This window comes from Streptomyces sp. NPDC107559 (assembly GCF_055657365.1).
In genome coordinates, this window is record NZ_JBVKBD010000009.1 from 118385 (window position 1) to 142171 (window position 23787).

General features: G+C 72.2%; 18 protein-coding genes. 12 read left to right on the forward strand and 6 right to left on the reverse strand.

Annotation, left to right across the window (positions count from 1 at the left end; genetic code table 11):
* Positions 1 to 208: 208 nt before the first annotated feature.
* Positions 209 to 1987 carry a trypsin-like serine protease gene (locus ACZ7OY_RS25805; RefSeq protein WP_471913562.1) on the forward strand — a complete coding sequence of 593 codons (1779 nt, stop codon included), beginning with the start codon at positions 209 to 211 and terminating at the stop codon, positions 1985 to 1987.
* A 543-nt stretch (positions 1988 to 2530) separates the two neighbouring features.
* On the opposite strand, the gene ACZ7OY_RS25810 is transcribed toward ACZ7OY_RS25805, so the two are convergent.
* Positions 2531 to 2980, reverse strand: coding sequence for a DUF6542 domain-containing protein (locus ACZ7OY_RS25810; RefSeq protein ID WP_471913563.1), 450 nt, complete (start codon positions 2978 to 2980; stop codon positions 2531 to 2533).
* A 393-nt stretch (positions 2981 to 3373) separates the two neighbouring features.
* On the opposite strand from ACZ7OY_RS25810, the gene ychF reads away from it, so the two are divergent.
* The 8 genes from ychF to ACZ7OY_RS25850 all read left to right on the forward strand — a co-directional run bounded on the left by ychF (position 3374) and on the right by ACZ7OY_RS25850 (position 13328).
* Positions 3374 to 4462, forward strand: a complete 1089-nt coding sequence (ychF, locus tag ACZ7OY_RS25815; RefSeq protein ID WP_471913564.1) for a redox-regulated ATPase YchF — start codon at positions 3374 to 3376, stop codon at positions 4460 to 4462.
* 294 nt (positions 4463 to 4756) lie between these two features.
* Complete coding sequence (locus ACZ7OY_RS25820; protein WP_471913565.1) at positions 4757 to 6175, forward strand: ATP-binding protein; 1419 nt, start codon at positions 4757 to 4759, stop codon at positions 6173 to 6175.
* 655 nt (positions 6176 to 6830) lie between these two features.
* Positions 6831 to 8051: a DUF4190 domain-containing protein gene (locus ACZ7OY_RS25825; RefSeq protein ID WP_471913566.1), complete on the forward strand. Its 1221-nt coding sequence runs from the start codon at positions 6831 to 6833 to the stop codon at positions 8049 to 8051.
* 147 nt (positions 8052 to 8198) lie between these two features.
* A complete protein-coding gene (locus ACZ7OY_RS25830) occupies positions 8199 to 8951 on the forward strand; it encodes a GntR family transcriptional regulator (protein WP_471913567.1) in 753 nt (250 codons plus the stop codon).
* Between the two features lie 298 nt (positions 8952 to 9249).
* Positions 9250 to 9444 (forward strand): SPOR domain-containing protein, encoded by a 195-nt coding sequence (locus ACZ7OY_RS25835; RefSeq protein WP_152892976.1) that lies wholly within the window; start codon positions 9250 to 9252, stop codon positions 9442 to 9444.
* 35 nt (positions 9445 to 9479) lie between these two features.
* Positions 9480 to 9890, forward strand: coding sequence for a (deoxy)nucleoside triphosphate pyrophosphohydrolase (locus tag ACZ7OY_RS25840; RefSeq protein ID WP_471913568.1), 411 nt, complete (start codon positions 9480 to 9482; stop codon positions 9888 to 9890).
* 66 nt (positions 9891 to 9956) lie between these two features.
* Positions 9957 to 10415, forward strand: coding sequence for an ATP-binding protein (locus ACZ7OY_RS25845; RefSeq protein WP_471913569.1), 459 nt, complete (start codon positions 9957 to 9959; stop codon positions 10413 to 10415).
* Between the two features lie 300 nt (positions 10416 to 10715).
* Positions 10716 to 13328, forward strand: a complete 2613-nt coding sequence (locus ACZ7OY_RS25850; RefSeq protein ID WP_471913570.1) for a SpoIIE family protein phosphatase — start codon at positions 10716 to 10718, stop codon at positions 13326 to 13328.
* Between the two features lie 241 nt (positions 13329 to 13569).
* Here the strand turns inward: ACZ7OY_RS25850 and ACZ7OY_RS25855 are convergent, their stop codons facing one another.
* Positions 13570 to 15192, reverse strand: a complete 1623-nt coding sequence (locus tag ACZ7OY_RS25855; RefSeq protein ID WP_471913571.1) for a hypothetical protein — start codon at positions 15190 to 15192, stop codon at positions 13570 to 13572.
* A 211-nt stretch (positions 15193 to 15403) separates the two neighbouring features.
* On the opposite strand from ACZ7OY_RS25855, the gene ACZ7OY_RS25860 reads away from it, so the two are divergent.
* Both ACZ7OY_RS25860 and ACZ7OY_RS25865 read left to right on the forward strand, forming a co-directional pair.
* Complete coding sequence (locus ACZ7OY_RS25860) at positions 15404 to 16855, forward strand: glycoside hydrolase family 18 protein (RefSeq protein WP_471913572.1); 1452 nt, start codon at positions 15404 to 15406, stop codon at positions 16853 to 16855.
* A gap of 42 nt (positions 16856 to 16897) precedes the next feature.
* Positions 16898 to 17212 (forward strand): hypothetical protein, encoded by a 315-nt coding sequence (locus ACZ7OY_RS25865; RefSeq protein ID WP_471913573.1) that lies wholly within the window; start codon positions 16898 to 16900, stop codon positions 17210 to 17212.
* Here ACZ7OY_RS25865 and ACZ7OY_RS25870 read toward each other — a convergent pair.
* The 4 genes from ACZ7OY_RS25870 to ACZ7OY_RS25885 all read right to left on the reverse strand — a co-directional run bounded on the left by ACZ7OY_RS25870 (position 17190) and on the right by ACZ7OY_RS25885 (position 21156).
* Positions 17190 to 17963 (reverse strand): succinate dehydrogenase/fumarate reductase iron-sulfur subunit, encoded by a 774-nt coding sequence (locus ACZ7OY_RS25870; protein WP_471913574.1) that lies wholly within the window; start codon positions 17961 to 17963, stop codon positions 17190 to 17192. The genes ACZ7OY_RS25865 and ACZ7OY_RS25870 overlap by 23 nt on opposite strands.
* Complete coding sequence (locus ACZ7OY_RS25875) at positions 17960 to 19906, reverse strand: fumarate reductase/succinate dehydrogenase flavoprotein subunit (protein ID WP_471913575.1); 1947 nt, start codon at positions 19904 to 19906, stop codon at positions 17960 to 17962. The genes ACZ7OY_RS25870 and ACZ7OY_RS25875 overlap by 4 nt, the downstream gene beginning before the upstream one ends.
* 51 nt (positions 19907 to 19957) lie before the next feature.
* Entirely contained in the window at positions 19958 to 20779 is an 822-nt protein-coding gene (locus ACZ7OY_RS25880) for a hypothetical protein (RefSeq protein ID WP_152892983.1), read from the reverse strand.
* An 89-nt stretch (positions 20780 to 20868) separates the two neighbouring features.
* Positions 20869 to 21156, reverse strand: coding sequence for a hypothetical protein (locus ACZ7OY_RS25885; RefSeq protein WP_351604375.1), 288 nt, complete (start codon positions 21154 to 21156; stop codon positions 20869 to 20871).
* Between the two features lie 343 nt (positions 21157 to 21499).
* On the opposite strand from ACZ7OY_RS25885, the gene ACZ7OY_RS25890 reads away from it, so the two are divergent.
* Entirely contained in the window at positions 21500 to 23758 is a 2259-nt protein-coding gene (locus ACZ7OY_RS25890; RefSeq protein WP_471913576.1) for an ABC transporter family substrate-binding protein, read from the forward strand.
* Positions 23759 to 23787 lie beyond the last annotated feature (29 nt).

A 23787-nucleotide genomic window follows, 5' to 3' on the forward strand; every position in this document is an offset into this window, starting at 1 on the left:
GACCAACCCATCAAACAGACACGCTCCAGTCCCCGCCGACGTCGTACGGGCCGCCCCCTTTCCGAGGGGGCGGCCCTTCTGCATGTGCACGTCCACGGTACGATCACGCTCTTCGGACGCCCGTTCGACTGCGTAACCCAGAACATCACTTCCCGAGGGGGGACTTGTGGGTACACCCACGTCCGGGGGACGGCGTCACAGACGCCGTGTGCGGATCGCCCTGCCCGTGGCCGCGGCCGGCATCGCCGCAGCCGTCGCAGGCGTCCTGCTGACGTCGTCCGCGCAGGCGGCCGAGACCCCGCCGAAGCCGACGGTCAGCGCACCGTCCCAGGCCGAGCTGGAGAAGCGGCTCACGATCGCCGTCGCCGGTGACGAAACCCCGGGGCACACCGGCAAGGAGGCGCTGAGCGGGAGCACCCGCACCAGCACCGTCGACCCGAAGATCATCGGCGGCACCACGACGTCCATCACGAGCGCGCCGTGGATGGCGCAGCTGTGGTACGGCGACGACCGCGGCACCACCACCACCGCCGACGACATCGGCTTCTTCTGCGGCGGCGTGGTCGTGGCCCCGACGAAGATCCTCACCGCCGCGCACTGCGTCCGCGACGAGTACAACAAGAACTACAGCTGGTACGCGCACGGCATCGTCATCACCGGCACCGCGCAGCTGCCCACCGTCGACAGCAACGGCCAGATCACCGACCTGCACGGTGGGTCGTACAGCGGCGTCTGGCGGCAGTGGAACCACCCGTCGTACAGCCCGGCGACGATCAACAACGACATCGCCGTGCTGACGCTGCCCAACCCGATCAAGGCCACGCCGATCCGGATGACGACGGCCACCGACACCGCGTCGTACGCCGCCGGCACCCCGGCCACGCTGTTCGGCTGGGGCCGCACCAGCTCCACCACGCATGACATCTCCGACGTGCTGAAGACGGCGACCCTGCCGATCCAGTCGGACACCACCTGCGCGGGCGCCTACGGCGCGGACTTCGTCAAGGGCCACATGGTGTGCGCGGGCAACCCCGCCACCGGCAGCGACGAGGGCACCACCTCCGCCTGCAACGGCGACTCCGGCGGCCCGTTGATCGTCAAGGGCCGGATCGTGGGCGTCGTCTCCTGGGGCGTCGAGGACTGCGTCGCGAGCGGCGCGTACAGCGTCTTCACCAAGGTCTCGTCCTACGTGGGCGCCGCCTACCCGCGCGTGGAGGACACCAACCTCAACGGTGACCACCTCGCCGACCTGTTCGTGCGCAACGCCTCCACCAAGACCGCCTACGAGATCGACTCCAAGGGCACCTCGCTGGCCGCCCGCAGGTCCTGGGGCAACTGGAACGGCTACAACCTCATCCTCCAGACGGACCTCGACCGGGACGGCTACCAGGACCTGATCGTGCGCCGGTCCTCCGACGGCGACATCTTCTGGGAGCACTACGTGCCCGCCACCGACTCGTGGGCGAGCAAGCTGATCGGCGACAACTGGAAGACCCGCCTGAACATCGTCGCCCCCGGCGACATGACCGGCGACTACCTGCCCGACCTGCTGGCCGTGGACTCCACGGGCGCGCTGTGGCTGTACGCGGGCAAGGGCAACGGAGGCTTCGCCGCCCCCCTCAAGGTCGGCGTCGGCTTCAACAACTTCAACCTCGTGCGCGGCCACGGCGACTTCAACGGCGACGGCAACGCCGACCTGCTCGCCCGCAACAAGAGCACCGGCGCCGTGTACCTGTACCGCAGCAAGGGCGTGGCCTCCACGGCCCTCTGGCAGCCCGCGCTGAAGGTCGCCACCTGGACCAGCACGACGTACAACGCGCTCGTGACGGTCGGCGACCTCAACAGCGACGGCAAGGCCGACCTGCTGGCCCGCACGCCCGGCGGCACGCTGTACCTGTACAAGGGCACCGGCGCCAACACAACTGCGAGCTTCGCCCCAAGGGTCTCCCTCGGCACCGGATTCCAGCAGTACGACCTCCTCGGCTGACCCCGCAGGTGAGCGGGGTGCACCCGCTCCACCGGTCACCCGCCGTGCCCGTCCTGTCACCAGGGCGGGCACGGTCCGTTGTGCAACCCTTTCCCCGGTTTCCCCGTCTGACGGACGGGGTGACGATGGAGCGGTACGGGCCCGTACGACGGACGGCACCAGGCCTGATCCCGACCCCCGGGGGTATCCGACCGCGCACCGACGAACCGAGGAGCACATGTCCTCCCGGCCGCCCGGCACGAGCATCGGGTCCGGGTCCTGGGTGAAGACGACGAACTCCCGCTCCTGGACGATGCGTTCCGCGTTTTTGGCGTCCCAGACCATGACGGCCGGACCCCACTCCGCCGGATAGCGCTCGCGGATGAAGCCCTACTGGTGCCGCGGCAGGCAGGGCCTGTCCGGCGGATCATGCCGCAGGCGCGGGGACCCCGGGGCTGCGTGGCGCGGGGTCCCGGGTCGCCGGGACCTCGTGGCAGTGGGACCCCGTGGCCGTGGGTCCATGGCCGCCGGGACGCCGTGGCCGTGGGTCCCCGGCCGCCGGGTTCACCGCGGCGCCGGGCTCGCCGGGGACCGTCGGCGCCGGTTCCGCGCACGGACCCGCCGTACGATCGCGATCAGCGCGGCGACGAGCGTTCCGCCGTACAGCCACCCGGCCTGGGTGGCGAGCACCGTGATCATTCCCATCAGCCGGCTGCCGAGCCCGCCGTCGCCGTCGGCCATCGACAGCGCCCCCGCCGTGAAGGCGATCGGCACCACGACCGGCGCGGTCAGCAGGTCCCCCCGGCGCACCCACAGCGCGGTCAGCGCGCACACCGGCAGGAACAGCACCCCGTACACCGTCGGCGCCCCGTCGAACAGCAGCAGGTCGAGCCAGCCGAGCAGGACCATCACCGCCCCGCAGAACAGCCCGCCGCCCAGCCCGGTCAGCCGCGGTCCGGACGCCTGCCCGGCGGCGGTCCGGGCGACCGGGGGAGCGGGCCGTCGTAACGTCACCTGGCGGCGCTGCACGGGCCCGCCCGCGGGAGCGTTCACCCGAGCCGGGCGGGCGGACGGCGTGGGCCGGGACGAGGACGCGGGACGGCCGGACGGGGGTACGGGAGCGGAGGACGGCCGGGCGGGCCGCGCCGCGCCCGCACCGCCGCGTCTGCCCTGTGGGGGCAGCGGCGGGGGTGTGCCGCGTCGTGGTCCGTGCTGCTGGGGGCGCGTCCTGGGTTGCTCCACTGGACCAACTTAGGTCGGTTTATGTGTCGAACGACTCCTCAGACACGCCGGTGGGCCTGCCTTGGCCAAGCGTTCGACACGACGCCGGTACGGGGCTCGGCACGCCGTAGACTGGTGGATCGGCCCCCTTGTCCCCACCCCTCTCACGTAACGGGAAGTCGCAACGTGTCGCTCACGATCGGAATCGTCGGTCTGCCGAATGTCGGCAAGTCGACCCTGTTCAACGCCCTGACCAAGAACGACGTGCTGGCGGCCAACTACCCGTTCGCCACGATCGAGCCCAACGTGGGTGTCGTCGGCGTCCCGGACGCCCGGCTCACGAAGTTGGCCGAGATCTTCTCCTCGCAGCGCGTCCTGCCGGCCACCGTCGACTTCGTCGACATCGCGGGCATCGTGCGCGGCGCCTCCGAGGGCGAGGGCCTGGGCAACAAGTTCCTCGCGAACATCCGCGAGTCGGACGCGATCTGCCAGGTCATCCGTGCCTTCAAGGACGAGAACGTCGTCCACGTCGACGGCAAGGTCTCGCCCAAGGACGACATCGAGACGATCAACACCGAGCTGATCCTCGCCGACCTCCAGACCATCGAGAAGGTCCTGCCGCGCCTCCAGAAGGAGTCGCGGATCAAGAAGGACATCGCGCCGAAGGTCGCGGCGGTCGAGGCGGCCAAGGAGATCCTGGAGAAGGGCGACACCCTGTTCTCCGTGGGCATCGCCCAGGGCTCCGGCAAGGAGGAGCTGCTGCACGACCTGCACCTGCTCACCACCAAGCCGTTCCTCTACGTCTTCAACGTCGACGAGGACGAGCTGGTCGACGAGGACTTCAAGGCCGAGCAGCGCGCCCTGGTCGCCCCCGCCGAGGCGATCTTCCTCAACGCCAAGCTGGAGCAGGACCTCGCCGAGCTCGACGAGGCGGACGCCATGGAGCTCCTGGAGTCGGTCGGCGCCGAGGAGCCGGGCCTGGCCACCCTCGCCCGCGTCGGCTTCAACACCCTCGGCCTTCAGACCTACCTCACGGCAGGCCCCAAGGAGTCCCGCGCCTGGACGATCAAGAAGGGCGCGACGGCTCCCGAGGCCGCCGGTGTGATCCACACCGACTTCCAGAAGGGCTTCATCAAGGCCGAGGTCATCTCCTTCGAGGACCTGGTCGAGACGGGCTCGGTCGCCGAGGCCCGCGCCAAGGGCAAGGCCCGCATGGAGGGCAAGGAGTACGTCATGCAGGACGGCGACGTGGTGGAGTTCCGCTTCAACGTGTAGCGGGAGGAATGCCGCCACATCACTGAACCGGCAAACATGCAGTTCAGGAGGGGTTCGACTCGCTGGAGTCGGGCCCCTTGTCTTTCCCCGTGCGGGGATGGTGGCCGGATGCTGCGACCCTTCGTCCAAGCGGTGCGGCCCTCGGGGTCGGTCTCCTCGAACTCCCCCTCCCCGCTCTGGCCCCCGAGCCGGCGATTGCACGATGCGTGACCCTGAGCGACGGCCGGCCAAGGCGCTTACTAACGTCAATGTTGCTAACGTTGACGTTAGTGTCATGATTGGGGGTCGGTCGGCGTGGTGGACTTCGTGGGCCGTCGGCAGGAGCTGGCGACATTGGAGCGAGAGCTGCGGAGGGTCGCGGCAGGGGCCGGTGGAGAGCGGCCCGGTCGGTGCGTGATGTTGCGTGGGCGGCGCCGGGTCGGCAAGTCGCGATTGGTCGAGCGGTTTGCGGAGCGCTCCGGAGCCCCGTTCCTGTTCTACGCGGCGACCGGCGCGTCCCCCAGGGACGATCTGGCCCGGTTGGCCCGGGACGCCCAGGCGTCGACGCTGCCGTTGGCGGGGCTGGTGGCCGCCGCACGGCCGGAGAGCTGGGACGCCGCGTTCGATGTGCTGGCTGCGGCGCTGCCCGCCGACCGAGCGAGCGTGCTGGTCATCGACGAGGTGCCGTACCTGATGGACGCCGACGGCGCCTTCGAGGGGATGCTGCAACGGGCCTGGGACCGGGTGCTGGAGACCAAGCCGGTGCTGCTGGTCCTCATCGGTTCCGATCTGTCGATGATGGAGGCCCTGAACAGCTATGGACGCCCCTTCCACCAGCGCGGCCGGGAGATGGTGCTGGGACCGCTGAACCCTGCCGAGGTGGGGCGGATGCTCGGGCTGGATCCGGCGGAAGCCTTCGACGCCGCGCTGGTCACCGGCGGGCTGCCGCTGATCTGCGCGGAGTGGCCGCGGGGCGCGGGGCTGTGGGACTTCCTCGACGAGGCGCTGAGCGACCCGGTCTCGGCCCTGCTGGTGTCGGCCGAACGCTCGCTGGCTGCCGAATTTCCCCCACAGGCTCAGGCGCGTACGGTGCTGGCGGCCATCGGCAGTGGTGAGCGGACCTTCACCAACATCGCTCGTGCAGCCGGCGGAATCGGGGCCACGCCGCTGCAACGAGCGCTGGAGCTGCTCACGGACAAGCGGATCGTCGCCGCGGAGCTGCCCGTATCGCTGCGTCCGTCGAAGGATCGCCGTTACCGGGTGGCAGATCCCTACCTGCGGTTCTGGCTGCACCTGCTCGGCCCCTCCATGGAGGAGATCGAGCGGGGGCGGGGCGATCTGACCTTGGCGCGGATCCGGGACAGCTGGACCAGCTGGCGCGGCCGGGCGGTCGAGCCGCTCATCCGTGAGGCGCTCGCCCGGACACTGCCCGACGATCAGCTCCCCGCAGCCCCCGCAGTGGGCGGCTACTGGACCCGCACCAACGACGTCGAGATCGACATCGTCGGTGCGGACCGTGCCCCCGTTGCCAAGGAGCTGCTCTTCCTCGGCTCCATCAAGTGGCTGGAGCAGTCACCCTTCGACCGGCACGACCTGGCAGCCCTCCATCGGCACCGGGCCGCCCTCACCGACGAACCCGTTCCGGTCGTGGCGGTCTCGCGCAGCGGCGTCGAATCTCCGGGCCTCGATGCAACCTACGGCCCCGGTGATCTGCTGACCGCTTGGCCGCTGTGAGCGGCGGACCGCAGGCGAGGCACGGGGGAGGCGCCCCGCCCGGACGGGCGAGGCGCCTCTTCGGCCGTTCCGGCCTGTTTCGCCGGCGCGAAATCCGGAGACGGCCCGGACCGGCGGATATTCCGAACAGCGGGCTGTCGACGGCGAGTTCTTCGGTCCTTCCGGAAGAAACTCCGTCAGATCGGTTGATCCCCGCCGCGCGGAATGCCGGCGTTCCGGGCCGGTCGCGGCCGTGGCCGGATCAACTGGCCCGTGGCGCGGGCGGCGGTGTGCGGCGGTGTGCGACGGGAAGGGGCCGGCCGGTGCGAGCGGAGCCGGGCGCGGGGGCCCGACAGTTACGGGTCTGACTGGTGGTCAGGCCGGTGCGTCCGCGCTGCCGCACGCCGGGCGCCAGCAGCCGGGCTCGGCGCACGGCCGTGCCGCCCGCCCGGTGTCCGGGCGGGCCGAGGCGCGCAGGGCGCCGGCCGGGGTGTCTGCTGCGACGGACCCATCTGCCGGACCGGCGTTATGGCCTTGGCCGCGGCGCGCTTACCATGCGCCCAGGTCGTACGTCAGTTCTCATCACTTCCGTAGCCGGGAAGCCGGGAATCCGCGGCCGCCGCCCCCACGTCGCCCCGCCGCCCGCCGTCCCGTCAGAACCAGGAGCACGGTAACCGTGTCCATACCTCCGCCCCCGGGGACCCACGACCCCCGGCAGCCCCAGCAGCCGCAGGGTCCCTACCAGGCGCCGCCGCCCGTTCCGTACCCGCCGCAGTACGGGGTCTACGGGCAGCCTCCGTACCAGACCTGGGGGCAGGGCTACAGCCCGTTCAACCGGCCCGCGCCCGTCAACGGCCTGGCCATCGCCTCCCTGGTCCTCGGCGTCCTGTGCTTCCTGCCCGCGGCGGGACTGGTGCTGGGGATCATCGCGCTGGTGCAGATCAAGCGGCGCGGCGAGCGCGGCAAGGGGCTGGCGATCGGCGGGACGGTGATGTCGTCGGTCGGGCTCGTGCTGTGGGCGCTGGTGCTCACCACGGGCGCGGCGCACGACGTCTGGGAGGGGTTCAAGGAGGGCGCCCAGAACAGCGTGAGCGTGCCGGTCAGCGTCGGCGAGTGCTTCGACGCGCCGGGCGCCCAGGACGGCTACACCTATGACGTCGACGTGGTCCCCTGCGAGGGCGAGCACGACGGCGAGGCGTTCGCCGTGTTCGACCTGCGCAAGGGTGCCGACTACCCGGACGACTCCTACCCCGGCGAGACCCATGTCACGGACATCGCCGACGACAGGTGCTACACGCTCCTGGACCGTTATGCGATGGACCCCTGGGCCGTTCCCGAGGACGTCGACGTGTACTACTTCACCCCGACCGAGGAGTCCTGGGACGTCGGAGACCGCGAGATCACCTGCTTCTTCGGCAACACGGACGAGGACGCCACGCTGACCGGCTCGCTGCGCAACGACGCCTCGATGCTCGACGCGGACCAGGAGGCCTTCCTGAAGGCGGGCCACGCGCTGGACGCCGCGCTCGCGCAGGAGCCCCTGGACTACCCCGAGCAGGATCTGAAGGTCAACACGGACTGGGCGGGCGACGTCGAGGACGGGCTCGCGGCGCAGGCCGCGGCGCTGCGCGCGCACGAGTGGCCGGCCGCCGCCGAGCGGCCCGTGGCCGCACTGGTGAAGGACGTGGAGGCCGCCCGCAAGGAGTGGGCGAAGGCCGCCGCGGCCGACGACGCGGACACGTTCTACGCGCACTACGACAGCGGGTACGAGTTCATCGACGACGCCGCCACGGTCACCGCGCGCGAGGCTCTGGGGCTGGCCACCACCCCGCCGTCGTACGACGACTACGGCGACGGCGCGGGCGACGGCGGGCGCGGCGAGAACCTCGATGTGTGAGCGCGGCCGGAGTGGGGAGAAAGCGCCTGCGTAAAGCCCTCCACAACCGCAAGTAATCACATCGAGTGATTCTCTGGCCTTTGCTTGCACGAGACGACCCACGGTTGCCAGGCTGTTGCTGTCTGTACAACCTGATGGGAGCGGCCAGTGACATTCGGTGAGCAGCCGGCGTATCTGCGCGTCGCGGGTGATCTCCGCAAGAAGATCGTCGACGGTTCGCTGCCACCGCACACCCGGCTGCCCTCCCAGGCCAGAATCCGCGAGGAGTACGGCGTCTCGGACACCGTCGCCCTGGAGGCGCGCAAGGTGCTGATGGCCGAGGGGCTCGTCGAGGGCCGCTCCGGGTCGGGGACGTATGTGCGCGAGCGGCCCGTGCCGCGCCGGATCGCCCGCTCCGGGTTCCGCCCGACCGGCGGCGCGACCCCCTTCCGCCAGGAGCAGGCCGACGCGGACACCCGCGGCACCTGGGAGTCCAGCAGCGCGCAGACGGAGGCGAGCGGCGCGGTCGCCGAACGGCTCGGCATCAAGCCCGGCGACCGCGTGATGTGCACGCGATACGTGTTCCGGGAGGCCGGCGAGGTGATGATGCTCTCCACCTCCTGGGAGCCGCTCGCCGTGACCGGACGCACGCCGGTGATGCTGCCCGAGGAGGGGCCGCTCGGCGGTATGGGCGTGGTCGAGCGGATGCGTGCCATCGACGTCATCGTGGACAACGTCACCGAGGAGGTCGGCGCCCGCCCCGGCCTCGCGGAGGAACTCCTCGCGCTGGGCGGGGTCCCCGGCCATGTCGTCCTCGTCGTCCAGCGCACGTACTACGCCTCGGGACGCCCGGTGGAGACGGCCGACGTGGTCGTCCCGGCGGACCGCTACCGGGTCGCGTACCACCTTCCCGTGAAGTAGCGCACAACCCCTGTCCACCGCCCCCGGACGGCGCTCGGTCGAGCCCGTCCGGGGGCTGCTGTTTTCCGGTCGTTCTCGCAGGTCGCCCCGGGTGTCTTCGGTATGCGGCCGACGGGCTGCCGTGCACCGTGCGCAGGGCGTGTCCGATGGTGTGCGCCCCTGGGGGCTGGCCGGTTGCGTACCTCTTTGTGAAAAGCCGTATTCGCTGCGTGAAGGTTAGGCGTAGGCTCGGGCATATGCGGATTGCGGTTTCGTTAGAAGGCGGGGCGCGGGGCGAAGCGCGGGCGGGAGGGGTGCGATGAACGACGGCGGCACGATCGCTCTTCCCTGGCTCGTCATACGGCAGGACGACAACGGCAATCGCTATCGCGTGGGGAGGTACGCGACCCGCGCCGAGGCACAGAAGATCGCGGACAGTCTCGACCACCGCGGACACAAGCAGCTGTACTGGGTCGAGCGGATCGGGCAGCACGACGACGCCACCCGCAACTGACCTGCCCGCCACCCCGCTCCCGTAGGCTCCGGCCCATGACGGAACGGATCGTGGTGGTCGGAGCCGCCCTGCTCGACGACGGCCGCCTGCTCGCCGCGCGCCGCAGCGCGCCCCCCGAACTGGCCGGACGCTGGGAGCTGCCCGGCGGCAAGGTCGAGCCGGGCGAGACGCCCGAGGCGGCTCTCGTGCGCGAGCTGCGCGAGGAACTCGGTGTCGAGGCCGAGGCCGTCGAGCGCGTACCGGGCCGGTGGCCGCTGAGGCCGCCGTACGTCCTGTGCGTGTGGACCGCGCGGCTGCGCGTCGGCTCCGCCGCCCCGAAGCCCCTCCAGGACCACGACGAGCTGCGCTGGCTCACCCCCGCCGAGATCTGGGACGTGGACTGGCTGGAGCAGGATGTGCCCGCCGTGCGGGAGACGCTCGCGCGCCTGGACGCGGACGCGCTCTGAGCTTCCCGTACGCCGTTTGTGCCACAGTGCGCCCCTGAGCGCGGTATCGCGCACCGAATGCCGGGTATGTGCTCATTAACCCCTCGAAACCGGACATGGGGCGATCCGCTTGCCCGGGAAGTGATCGGCGTGATCGACACCGAAGGCGACTGCACCGAATGGACCTTTCCCGCAGACCCCGGCGCAGCCCGCGCCGCGCGCACGGTGGTCCGGGAGCGGCTGCGGGGCTGGGAACTCGAATCCGTCAGTGACATGGCGGCCCTGCTGGTCAGCGAACTCGTGACCAACTCCCTGCGCCATGCGACCGGTCCGATCGGAGTCCGTGTCGTGCGCCCCTCCCGGCAGCGCGGAGTGCTGGTGGAGGTCTCCGACCCGCTGCCCGACCCGCCCCGCGAGCGCGCCGCCCGCCCGGAGGACGAGAGCGGCCGTGGCCTGCAACTGGTCGCGTCCTCCTCGCGCCGCTGGGGCACCCGCCCCGGGTCCGCGGGCAAGATCGTGTGGTTCGAGCTCGCGGTGCCGGACTGAGGCATTGAAACCAGGTCCTTCGAGCGGTTTCGGAGCGTATGTCCCCCGAAGTCGTCTGTACGCGCGCCCTCGTACTGTCGACTGGCCGATTCAGGTCGACGATGATCCCCCGCGGACGTGGTTCGACGGCGTGTTCGCTGGTTAGAAGACTGGAAGTGTTGTCACGGACAGGTCCGAAAAGAACCTGGACCGTGCTGTGATCGTGAACACCGTGTCGTGCGGCACCGTAGTGCTGGATACTGCGGGCAGCCGCCCCCGGTGACCGGTGCCGGGCGCGGTGAGCTGGAGGGGACGGTTCGCGTGAGCGAGATACCAGCGAAGGCGACGGAGTCCGAGGACCCGTCGGGCGGAGCGAGGGCGGATGCCTCGGGCACCGCTGCCCACGCGGAGGTGCCGTCCGGCGATCCCCTGTGGCAGATCAGTCCGCCCGGCTCGATGTACGACTACATCCGGGTCGCGTCCTTCTCCATCGGTCCCGACGGCTTCGTGGACCAGTGGAGCCTGCGAGCCGAGGAGATCTTCGGTATCCCGGCCGAGCGCGCCGTGGGCATGGATCCCATCCAGGCCTTCGTCGACCCCGACCTGCGCGAGCGCGGTCAGCGCAAGATGGCCGAGATCCTCGACGGCCGGGAGTGGACCGGGGTGGTCCCCTTCCGGATGCCGGACGCCCCGGCCGGAGAGCGCGGCGAGGAGGGGCTCGCCGAGGTCTATGTCATGCCGACCCGGACCACGGAGGGTGACAAGGCCGCCGTCTGTATCGTCGTCGACGTCCGCACCCTGCGCAGCATCGAGACCGACCTCGCCGCCTCGCAGGCGATATTCGGCCAATCTCCGTTCGGCTTCCTGCTGATCGACGCCGACCTGCGGGTGCGCCGCGCCAACCAGCGGTTCGCCTCCATCTTCGGCGGCAGCCCCGACGACCACCGCGGCCAGGGCGTCCACGACTACCTGCCGCGCGGCGAGGCCGACCGGGTCTCCGCGACCCTGCGGCGCGTCCTGGAGACCGGCGACTCCATCACGGACATGCACGTCACGGGCTTCGTACCGGGCTCCGAGGAACGCCGGCACTGGTCCATCAACCTCTACCGCGTACACAGCGGCAGCGGCCGCCCGATCGGCATCGCCTGGCTCGGCACCGACATCACCTCCCGCCGCGCCGCCGCCCGCGAGGCCGCCGCCGCCCGCCGCAACCTCGCCCTGCTCAACGAGGCCGGCGCCCGGATCGGCAACTCCCTCGACCTGGAGACCACCGCCCGCGAACTCCTCGACGTCGTCGTACCGGGGTTCTGCGACCTCGCCACCGTCGACCTCTACCAGGGCCTGCTGGCCGGCGACGAGACCCCGCCCGGCCTCGCCGACGGCAGCGCCGAACTGCGCCGCGTCGCCTTCGCCAGCGCCGTGTCCGACGTGCCCTACGCGGGCGCCGACCGGCCCGTCGCCGTCGGCGCGGTCCACCACTACCCCTTCAACTCCCCGTACGCGGACGCCCTGCGCACCGCCCGCCCCGTACACATCCCGGGCGAGGACGGCGGCCTGGTGCAGTCCACGCTCGCCGTCCCGATGGTCGCCCACGACACGGTCGTGGGACTGGCGCAGTTCGCCCGGACGAAGGGCAGCGAGCCGTTCGGCGACCGGGACCGGGACCTGGCGGTGGAGCTGGCGGCACGGGCCGCCGTCTGTATCGACAACGCCCGCCTGTACCGCCGCGAGCACGAGCGGGCGCTGATCCTGCAGCGGTCCCTGCTGCCGCCCGGCGACCCGGTCGCCTCCGGCCTCGACATCGCCTGCCGCTATCTGCCCGGCAACGCCTCCACCGGCCGCCCCAGCGAGGTCGGCGGCGACTGGTTCGACGTCATCGAACTCCCGGGCCACCGCACGGCCCTGGTGGTCGGCGACGTGATGGGCCGCGGGCTGCGCGCGGCGGTGGCCATGGGCGAACTGCGCACCGCCGTACGGACCCTGGCCCTCCTCGACCTCGAACCCGCCGAGGTGCTCTCGGCGTTGGACGAGATCGCCCGCGGACTCGGCACCCCCGGCGGGGTCCAGCAGGCCACCCGGGCCGCCCGCCGCCCCCGCGAGGCCGACCTCTCCGAGGTGTACCTCGCGACCTGCGTCTACGCGGTCTACGACTCCGTCACCCGCCGCTGCACCTTCGCCAACGCCGGTCATCTGCCCCCCGTCCTCGTCGAACCGGGCGAGGCCGCGCTGATGCTCGACGTGCCGCCCGGGATGCCGCTCGGCGTCGGCGGCGAGCCCTTCGAGGAGGTGGAGGTCGAACTGCCCGAGGGCGCCCTGCTGGCGCTCTACACCGACGGTCTGGTCGAATCCCGCGACCACCCCCTCGACGAGGGCCTCCAGGCGTTCGTGGGCGCGCTGACCGACCCGACGCGCCCGCTGGAGGACGTCTGCGACCACGTCCTGCGGACCCTCGACACCCACCACGGCGAGGACGACATCGCGCTACTGATGGCCCGCGTCCAGGGACTGCCCACCGAGTCCGTCGGCGACTGGACGCTGCCGCGCGAACCGCGCAGCGTCGGCCGCGCCCGCGAGTACGCGCGCGGCCAGCTGCTCAGCTGGGACCTGGAGCCCCTGGTGGACACCACGGAACTCCTCGTCAGCGAGCTGGTCACCAACGCGCTGCGCTACGGCGAGGGCGAGATCCGGCTGCGCCTGCTCCTCGACCGCACCCTGGTGTGCGAGGTCTGGGACGCCGGCCTGGTCCAGCCCCGGCGCAGGCGCGCCCGCGACACCGACGAGGGCGGCCGCGGCCTCCAGCTCGTCGGCCTGCTCTCCGCCGCCTGGGGCTCGCGCCGCACCCCCCGGGGCAAGACGGTGTGGTTCGAACTCCCCCTCCCGGACGGCGAGACGGGCCTCATGGATCCGGCGGAGGCCTTGCTCAGCCTGTTCTGAGCCGTACGGCGACGGCGTACGACCGCGTACGGCGTTCCGGGCGTCCTTGGGCAGCCGTACGGGCGTTCCGGGCATCCTCGGTCGGGCTGTACGGGCTGTGCGAGTTGTACGGGCGTCCTCGGTCGGCCGCGTACGGGGACACGGGCGTCCGCGGTCGGCCGTACGGGCGTTCCCGGCGTCCAGGGGCGGTCGTGCGGGCGGCGCAGGCCGGCGCACGGGCGTCCCGGCCGGTTCCCCGCGGTCAGGTGGGCGCCGGTCCCCTGCGGTCACGGGTGCGGGGGCCGCCGAAGCTCGGGGGCGTGCCGTCCTGCGCGGCGCCGGGCGACAGCAGGCCGCCGAGCACCGCCCCGGCGAGACCGCTCTCGTGGGCGGTGGGCCCGTCGTGCGGGTTGCCGTGCGTGCGTACGTCCAGCTCGGCCAGCTCGCGGGCCTGCGTGGCCAGGTCGCCGCAGGCCAGGACATCCGTCAGGACGTCCGCCGGGACACTCACCGAGACGTCCGCCGACCCGTCCGCCGGGACGCCGACGGGGACATCGGCCGGGATGTCCGCCGGGACCGCCGCCGGGTCCTCTCCCCGGGCGCCCGCCGCACCGTCCTGCGGGACGCGGCCGTCTGCCCGGCCGTCCATCCAGGCCAGGCAGCGTTCCGCCGCCGCCAGCCGGGTACGGGCCTCGGCGCCCACCACCCCCCGGTGCGTCGCGACGAACCCGCCCGCGCCCGCGACGTCGGACCGGGCGACGAGCGACGCGGCGGCCGCCAGTACCCCGCCCTGCCCGGTGTCCAGCGGCGCGGTCGCCCGGACGACCCGGCGCAGCAGGCCCAGCGGATCGTGCGGACGCGGTGCGGTCACCTCCTGGCGTACGGAGTCCAGCACCGCGTCCGCGTGCAGCAGCCGTGACCGCAGCTCGCCCGATGGCACCGCGGGCCGTGCCGCGGGACCGGCCGCCCGCACCCTCGCGAGCTGGGCCTCCGCCCCGGTGAGCGCGGCCGGAAGCCACCGCGAGGCCGTCGTCAGCGCCGTGGCGAGGCGGTGCACCTCGTCCACGAACACCGCCGCCTGGGCCACCCCGCCCTCGGCGGCCCGCAGATGCAGGGCGGCCCGGCCGGGCTCGCCGCGATCGGCGGTCTGGCGGGCCCGGTTGAGCCGGGAGGTGGCGAACACCAGCCGGTCCTTGGCCTGTTCGACGTACCCCGTGACCCCGGCGCTCGCCGCGGGCCCGTACCGGGCGGTCAGCTCGGCGAGGATCGCCTGCGCCGCCCCGGTCCGGCCGGCCAGCTGCCGGAACCGCGCCTCCGCCGCCTCCAGCGCCGCGCCGGCACCGAACTCAGGACCGCGCAGCCGGTCGAATCCCGCCGCCTCCGCGTCCAGCCGCCGCCCCGCCTCCGCGCACCGGCCGTCGATGCCCGCGAGCGTGTGCCGCCGGGCCGCCTCCTCCGCCGGTACGCCCTCGTCGTAGCGCTGCCGCATCGCGAAGGCGGCAGCCAGTTCGGCCTCCGCCTCCCGCACCGCCCGCGCGTACGGCGCCGCGGGCCCGGTCCCGGACAGGGCCACCGCGCAGGCGAGTTCCTCCCGGCTGGTGCGTATGCAGTCGTCCGCCTCGACCAGCAAGGCCTGCGTCCGCCGGTCCAGTTCGGCCAGGGGTTCGACGGCGGGCGCGGTGGAAGGTCCGGCGGGGGTCGTCCGGGTCCGGGCCCGCCGGGTGCGCCGTACGTAGCCGTAGCCCGCGATCACGCCGGCCGCGCCCACCGCCGCGAGCGGCAGTACGAGATCGATGGCGGACGCCTGTGCCGCCTGGGCCGCGACCGGGGTGCAGGTGGGCCGAGGGCCGGTGATCGCAACCGGCGGGTCGTGCTGCGTCGTCATCCCTGGCAACACCAGCCACACGAGCCCGAGGACCCCGCCCAGCGCGGCATGTGCCACCTGCACGGGTATGTGCGAGGTCGCACGCCGTGGCCGGCCCCGGAACAAGGATGACGTCACATTTGGGAGCGTATGGCCGCCCATGCGGGCACGCGAGCGGTGTGCGTCCGGGACGGGGCGCCAGGGGCGGGCCGAGACACGAGGGGGACATGGGATGGACCACGCAGACACGGACACGGACCCGGACGCGAACACGAAGCCGGCCGCGAACCCGACCCCAGCCCCGGACAAGGACGCGGCCCCGGGCGCGGCCCAGCGTCAGGGCGCAGCCCCGCATCCGGACGCGGAGGCAGCCCGGACCCCGGCCCCGGACGCAGACCCGGGCGCAGCCGCGAACCCGACCCCAGCCCCGGACAAGGACGCGGCCCCGGGCGCGGCCCAGCGTCAGGGCGCAGCCCCGCATCCGGACGCGGAGGCAGCCCGGACCCCGGCCCCGGACCCGGGCGTAGCCGCGAACCCGGACCCGGCCCCGGAGGCCGACGCAGCCCCGGACGCCAAGGCAGCCCCGGACCCGGCCCCGGACGCAGACCCCGAAGCCCCCACCCCCGAAGCCCCCACCCCCGAAGCCCCCGACTCCGCCCGTGGCCGCTCCCGTCGGCTCGCGCGCCGGGCGAGGCGGGTCGCCCTCGGCCTTGTCCTGGCCCTGCTGCTGCCACTGCTCGCCGCCGAGACCGCCCTGCGGGTGAACTACGCGGGCGACCCCGCCGACGGCACGTACACCCGGGGCCGGGACGCGATCTGGCTCGGTCACGCCTGGGTCGACGGGCGCAAGCGCGACGCCGACATCACGGCCCTGGCCCACCGTCTCGACGGCAGCGGCATCCGGGATCTCTACGTCCACGCGGGCCCGCTGGAGCACGACGGGACGCTGCCCAAATCTGCGTACGCGCAAGCGGGTTGGCTGATATCGGCCGTGCACCGCGAGCTGCCGGGCGTCCGGGTGCAGGCCTGGCTGGGCGACAAGCTGGCCACCGAGGAGCCGGACGGCATGCACCTGGAGCGCGCCGCGACCCGCGCGGCGGTCGTCCGCTCCACCCGCGAGGTCCTCGCCGCGGGCTTCGACGGCGTCCATTTCGACCTGGAGCCCCTGCACTCGGGCGACGGCCACTACCTCGCCCTCCTCGACTCCCTGCACACGGTCACCGCGGCCGCCGGTGTCCCTCTCTCCGTCGCCTCGCACCAGATCGACCCGCTCCCCGGGTTCCACTCCTTCTGGGGAACCGTCGCCGGGCACCCGAAGTGGTGGTCGCAGGAGTTCTTCGGGCAGGTCGCGCGCCGGGTCGACCAGATCGCCGTGATGTCGTACGACACCATGCAGCCGCTGCCGAGCACCTACGGCGGCTATGTCGCCCAGCAGACCGCCCTCGCCCTGGAGGTCACCCCGCCCACCACCGACCTGCTGATGGGGCTGCCGTTCTTCCACGAGAACCGGTTCGGGCACTGGGCACACGCCGAGACCGTCCCCGCCGCGGTCCGCGGGGTACGTCTCGGCCTGTCCCGCACCGACCGCGACCGCGCGAACTTCGGCGTCGCCCTGTACGTGGACTTCGCGGCGACGGAGGACGACTGGACGGGCTACCGCGAGGGCTGGGCAGATCCGCGATGACCACCTGGCGTGCGCCCGGGCCCTCGTGGGACGATGACTGCCATGCACATGATTCTGGTCGTCCTGGCGGTGCTGGTCGTGGCGGCGACGGCGGGGTTCGGCATCGCGGCCGTCACGACCGGCTGGGTGGTGCCGATCGGCCGGCACCGTGTCCTGCGGCCCAAGCTGTGGGGGTACGGCCAACTGATCGGAGCGACCGGGATGTCCCTGTGGATGTTCCTCGGCGTGCTGCCCGCGAAGTTCGACACGCTCCCGCTCGTCGGCTGGTTCATGTGGATGGGGAGCCTGGGCGTGCAGTGGCTCGCCCAGCGCCCCGGCCGCACCCCCGGCGCCGTCACTCCGGAGAACGCCTCCTGATCTTCGACCCCAGCCACACCAGCGGGTCGTACTTGCGGTCGACCGCCCGTTCCTTCAGCGGGATCAGCGCGTTGTCCGTGATCTTGATGCCCTCGGGGCACACCTCCGTACAGCACTTGGTGATGTTGCAGTAGCCGAGGCCGTGTTCGTCCTGGGCCGTACGGCTGCGGTCCAGGCCGGTCTCGGCCGCCGCGTCCAGCGGGTGCATGTCCAGCTCCGCGACCCGCATCAGGAAGCGCGGCCCGGCGAAGGCCGGCTTGTTCTCCTCGTGGTCGCGCACGACATGGCAGGTGTCCTGGCACAGGAAGCACTCGATGCACTTGCGGAACTCCTGCGAGCGGTCCACGTCCTCCTGCCGCATCCGGTACTCGCCGGGGCCGAGCCCGGCCGGCGGCACGAAGGCCGGAACCTCCCTGGCCTTGGTGTAGTTGAAGCCGACGTCCGTCACCAGGTCGCGGACCACCGGGAAGGCGCGCAGCGGGGTGACGGTGATCGTCTCGTCCCGGGTGAACACCGACATGCGGGTCATGCACATCAGCCGGGGACGGCCGTTGATCTCCGCCGAGCACGAACCACACTTGCCCGCCTTGCAGTTCCAGCGGACGGCGAGGTCGGGGGCCTGGGTGGCCTGGAGCCGGTGGATGATGTCGAGGACGACCTCGCCGTCGTGCACCTCGACCCCGAAGTCCTCCAGACCGCCGCCCTCGGCGTCCCCGCGCCACACTTTGAAGCGGGCCTCGTAGCTGCTCACTCGTAGAGCTCCTCTTCGGCGAGGTACTTGACCAGCTCCTCCTTGTCGAAGAGGGCGAGCAGGTCCGGTCGGATGGGATCGGTGTTCTCGCGAGAGAGGGAGATCTGCCCGCCGCCCGGGTCGGGTGCCGCCGGCTCCCCGTCCGGGTCGGCCAGCCGGCAGACCAGGTTGGCGCGGCGCCACCTGCGGTCCATCGTCGGATGGTCCTCGCGGGTGTGCCCGCCGCGCGACTCGGTGCGCTCCAGCGCGGCCCGCGCCACGCACTCGCTGACCAGCAGCATGTTCCGCAGGTCCAGGGCGAGGTGCCAGCCGGGGTTGAACTGCCGGTGGCCCTCGACCCCGGCCCGCCGGGCCCGTACCCGCAGCTCGGCCAGTTTCTCCAGGGCCTGCTCCATCTCGGCCTCGCGGCGGATGATGCCGACCAGGTCGTTCATCGTCTGCTGGAGTTCCTGGTGCAGGGTGTACGGGTTCTCCGGCGGATGACCCTCCCGCTCGCCCGGCGCCTGTCCCTCCGCCGAGAACGGCCGCAGCGCCTCCGCCGCCGCCCGGTCGACCTCGGCCTCGTCCACCGCCGGCCGCCCGTCGCCGAGACCGGCCGCGTGCTCGGCGGCGTGCAGGCCCGCCCGACGTCCGAACACCAGCAGGTCGGAAAGGGAGTTGCCGCCGAGCCGGTTGGAGCCGTGCATCCCGCCCGCGACCTCACCGGCCGCGTACAGCCCCGGCACCCCGCGGGCCGCGGCCGTGTCCGAGTCGACCGCGATGCCGCCCATCACGTAGTGACAGGTGGGTCCGACCTCCATCGCCTCGGCCGTGATGTCGACGTCGGCCAGCTCCTTGAACTGGTGGTACATCGAGGGCAGCCGGCGCCGGATCACCTCGGCGGGCATCCGCGTCGACACGTCCAGGAACACCCCGCCGTGCGGGGAGCCGCGGCCCGCCTTCACCTCGGAGTTGATGGCGCGGGCGACCTCGTCGCGGGGGAGCAGCTCGGGCGGACGCCGGTTGTGGTCCGGGTCCTCGTACCAGCGGTCGCCCTCCTCCTCGGACTGGGCGTACTTCTCCTTGAAGACGTCGGGGATGTAGTCGAACATGAACCGCTTGCCCTCGGAGTTCCTGAGCACCCCGCCGTCGCCGCGCACCGACTCCGTGACGAGGATGCCCTTCACCGACGGCGGCCAGACCATGCCGGTCGGGTGGAACTGAACGAACTCCATGTTCAGCAGCGGCGCCCCGGCCAGCAGGGCCAGCGCGTGCCCGTCGCCGGTGTACTCCCACGAGTTCGACGTCACCTTGAACGACTTGCCGATCCCGCCGGTCGCGATCACCACCGAGGGGGCCTGGAGGACGAAGAAGCGGCCCGACTCGCGCTCGTAGGCGAACACCCCGCAGACCCGGCCCCCGGCGTCCTTCAGGACCCGGGTGACCGTGCACTCCTGGTAGACCTTGAGACGGCTCTCGTAGTCGCCCGTCTCGCGGTGGTCCTCCTGCTGGAGGGCGACGATCTTCTGCTGGAGCGTGCGGATCAGCTCGAGACCCGTACGGTCGCCGACGTGGGCCAGGCGCGGGTACTCGTGGCCGCCGAAGTTGCGCTGCGAGATCCGGCCGTCCTTCGTACGGTCGAACAGCGCGCCCCAGGTCTCCAGCTCCCACACCCGGTCCGGCGCCTCGCGCGCGTGCAGTTCGGCCATCCGCCACTGGTTGAGGAACTTGCCGCCACGCATGGTGTCGCGGAAGTGGACCTGCCAGTTGTCGTGCTCGTTGGCGTTGGCCATCGCCGCGGCGATACCGCCCTCGGCCATCACCGTGTGCGCCTTGCCGAACAGCGACTTGCAGATGACGGCCGTGCGGGCGCCGCGCTCACGCGCCTCGATCGCGGCGCGCAGACCGGCGCCGCCGGCCCCGACCACGATGACGTCCCACTCCTGCCGGTCGACCACGGACATCAATAGGCCCCACTCGTTAGTAGAAGCGCGGATCGGTAGAAGCGCGGAACGTCAGAAGAAGCGGGGGTCGTCGAAGACCCCGGACGCGACGAGGTACACGTAGAAGTCGGCGAGCGCCACGCTCACCAGCGACGACCACGCCAGCAGCATGTGACGTGCGTTGAGCCGCCCGACGAACTGCCACATCCGGTAGCGCACCGGATGCCGGGAGAAGTGCTTGAGCTTGCCCCCGACGATGTGCCGACAGGAGTGGCAGGAGACGGTGTACGCCCAGATCAGCGTGATGTTGACCAGGAAGACCAGGGTGCCCAGGCCCATGTGGCCCCAGCGGTAGTGCTCGTCGCGGAAGGAGAGCACGGTGTCGTAGGTCAGGATCCCGGCCACGACGATCGCGGCGTAGAAGAAGTACCGGTGGATGTTCTGGAGGATCAGCGGGAAGCGGCTCTCACCGGTGTACGTGCGGTGCGGCTCGGCGACCGCGCAGGCCGGCGGCGAGGCCCAGAAGCTGCGGTAGTACGCCTTGCGGTAGTAGTAGCAGGTCAGCCGGAAGCCCAGCGGGAAGATCAGGATGATGATCGCCGGGGAGAGGGCCCACCAGCTGCCGAACAGGTCGGCGTTGGGACCCGCGTGCATGGTCCGGCAGTTCTCCGCCAGGCACGGCGAGTAGAACGGCGAGACGTACGGTGCCGCGTAGTAGTGGGCGTTCGAGAAGGCCCGCCAGGTCGAGTACACGATGAACGCGAGCAGCCCGGCGGCGGTGGTGGCCGGGGCCAGCCACCACCGGTCGGTCCGCAGGTGCGGGGCGTCGATCGCGGCGCGCGTCGCGGACCGGACGCCGCCGCTGTTCGGATGAGGTTCCGTACCAGTGGCCAACTTGAGGACTCCCGGTCGGGTTCGGGGGGCGGGTCCGGTCGGGGGACGCGCCGGTTCAGGGGGCGTGCCTGTGCGCGGGGCGCCCCGGGTCAGGGGGCGTGCCGGTCGCGGGCGCCGAGGCCCTCGTCGTCCGTGTCCGTCCACAGGGTGATGTCGTAGGGCGTGTCGGAGATGGTGACCAGCTCCGGCGCGCGGGGGACGGGCTGCGCCGCCGACGTGCGCAGCAGCTCGACGCTCTCGCGCAGATGGTCGGTGTCCGCGCGGACGCGGCGCATCTCCAGCCCGCCGGTGCCGAGCTGTCGTTCCAGGCGGCCCACCGACCGCGACAGATCGTCGAGGCTGCGCTGGACCGATATCAGGTCGTCGTGCACGGACATGACGTGACCTCACTTCCAGGGGCCGGGTGGCCTTGGGTGGTGACGTTCATGCGCCTGCGAGTGTTGCGCGTCACACCTGCCGGTGTGAAGGCGTGTGCAGCGATTGGCGGATTGCGCGCCTCCTGCGCACACCCGGATGCGCTTTGCGCTCCGTAATTGCCGGGGTTCGCACGGTTGCGCCGCACGGGTGGGGTTCCGAGCCGCCGCCGCCGTGTCGCCCCGGACCGCTGAACCCTTTCCTCTTCAGTGGGTCCATAGATCTGATCAACTCCAAAATACCGCCAGATGTGATCAAACCCCACTTGTGCCACGGGTGGGAGCGGCTCCCCGGAGGTACCCAGAGATGTCCTACGACAGCCTCGGACCGCGCGCTGTCATGCGCTCGGTCGCCTTCCTCACCGCGGGCGCGCTCGCGGTGCCCCTGCTCGCCGCGTGCAGCTCAGAGGAAGAGGTCAGCAGGCCGCTGGCCGGACAGGACATCGCGGCGGCCGCGCGCCCCCTGGTCGCCGACGGCGGCACCCTGCACTGGGCCGTGGACACCGTGCCGGAGACGCTCAACGCCTTCCAGTCGGACGCGGACGCCACCACCACCCGGGTCGCCCAGGCCGTCCTGCCGTCGATGTTCCGGCTGGACGCCAGCGGGCACCCGCAGCGCAACCCGGACTTCCTGGAGTCCGCCAAGGTCGTCGAGACCGAGCCCAAACAGGTCGTGCTGTACCGGCTGAACCAGCAGGCCGTGTGGAGCGACGGCCGGGAGATCGGCGCCGCCGACTTCGCCGCCCAGTGGCGCGCCCTGTCCGGCAAGGACAGCGCGTACTGGACCGCGCGCAACGCCGGCTACGACCGCATCGAGAAGATCGAGCGCGGCGACAACGACCTGGAGGTCCGGGTCACCTTCGCCCGGCCGTACGCCGACTGGCAGTCGCTGTTCGCGCCGCTGTACCCCAAGGACGTCATGGGCACGCCGGACGCCTTCAACGACGGGGCCCGGCGCAAGCTGAGCGTCACCGCCGGGCCGTTCGCCGTCCAGCAGGTCGACCACAAGAACGCCAGGGTCACCCTGGTCCGCAATCCGCGCTGGTGGGGTCACCCCGCCAAGCTGTCCGAGATCGTGCTGGCCGCCGTACCGCGCGACGAGCGCGCCGCCGCCCTGGCCACCGGCGTGCTCGACCTGGCCGACATCGTCCCCGACGACGTACGGCGCATCACGCTCGCCTCGCAGACGGGCGCCGACAGCCCGTTCCAGGGCCCGGCGGCCGGCCGGACCGCGGCCAAGGCGCTGCGCTCCTGGGCGCTGCTGCACGGCTCCGACCAGGCGGCCGCCGACCGCGAGCTGCACGCCCGCCGGAAGCTGACCAGGGCGATGGCCCGGTGGCGGGTCCAGCAGGACGCGCTCGGCGAGATCGAGATCCGCAAGTCCCTGGAACCGGCCTACACCCAGCTCGCCCTCAACGGCGCCGGCGGCCCCCTCGCCGACGAGCGGGTGCGCCGGGCCGTCGCCCGTGCCATCGACCGGCAGGAGCTGGCGAAGCTCGTCCTCAAGCCGCTGGGCCTGCCCGTCGTCCCGGTCGGCAGCCACCTCGCCCTCTCGGGCCAGGACGCCTACGCCGACAGCAGCGGCGCGCTCGGCGGCCAGGACACCGAGGAGGCGCAGGCGCTGCTCGCGGACGCGGGCTGGGTGCCCGGCGGCCCGCTCAAGCCGCAGCCGGCCGAGAAGGCGGCCGGGGCCGAGGGGAAGAAGCCCGAGGGGCAGAAGAGCGAGGGGAAGAAGCCCGAAGGGAAGAGGGCCGAGAGCAAGAAGCCCGAGCCCGAGTCCACGGGCGGCAGCGAGGGCGCGTACATCGTCGGCGAGGACAACAAGCCGCACCGCGTGGCCGGGCGGGACGAGGAGCGCGACACGGGCGACGCGGGGCCCCGGCCGCTCGCGCAGGACGGCAAGCAGTACACCGACAACCATCTGCGCCGGGGCGGCGCGCCGGGCGCGTACGCCCCCAAGGGCACCGCCGCCCCGGCGGGTGCCCTGGCGGGGGCGCTGGCCAAGGACGGCAAGCCGCTCACGCTCCGCTTCGTGCTCCCGTCCGGAGCGGGCTCGGAGCCGCTGTGGAACGTCGCCGATCACATCTCCCGCATGCTGGAGCGGGTCGGCATCCGCACCGAGGTGTCCAAGGTCGCCGACGAGAGCTACTTCAAGGACCACATCGCCTCCGGCGAGTACGACCTGGCCCTGTACTCCTGGCCGGCCAGCGCCTTCCCCGCCACCGACGCCCGCCCCATCTACGCCAAGCCGGTGCCGGCCGCGGACGGCTCCCTGAGCGTCGAGCAGAACTACACACGGGTCGGCACCGACCAGGTGGACCAGCTCTTCGACCAGGCGATCGCGACCCTGGACCAGGACGAGGAACGCTCACTGATCCGCAAGGCGGACGCGCGGATCTGGGCGGCGGCCGGATCCATCCCGCTGTACCAGCGCCCCCAGCTCACCGCGGTGCGCAAGGACCTCGTCAACGCGGGCGCCTTCGGATTCCAGACCCCGGTCTACGAGGACATGGGCTTCCTGAAGAAGGGCGTGACCCGCCCGTCGGCGAGCCCCTCCGGCGACTAGCGCGGCCCTTCGGCGACCGGCGCGGTCCT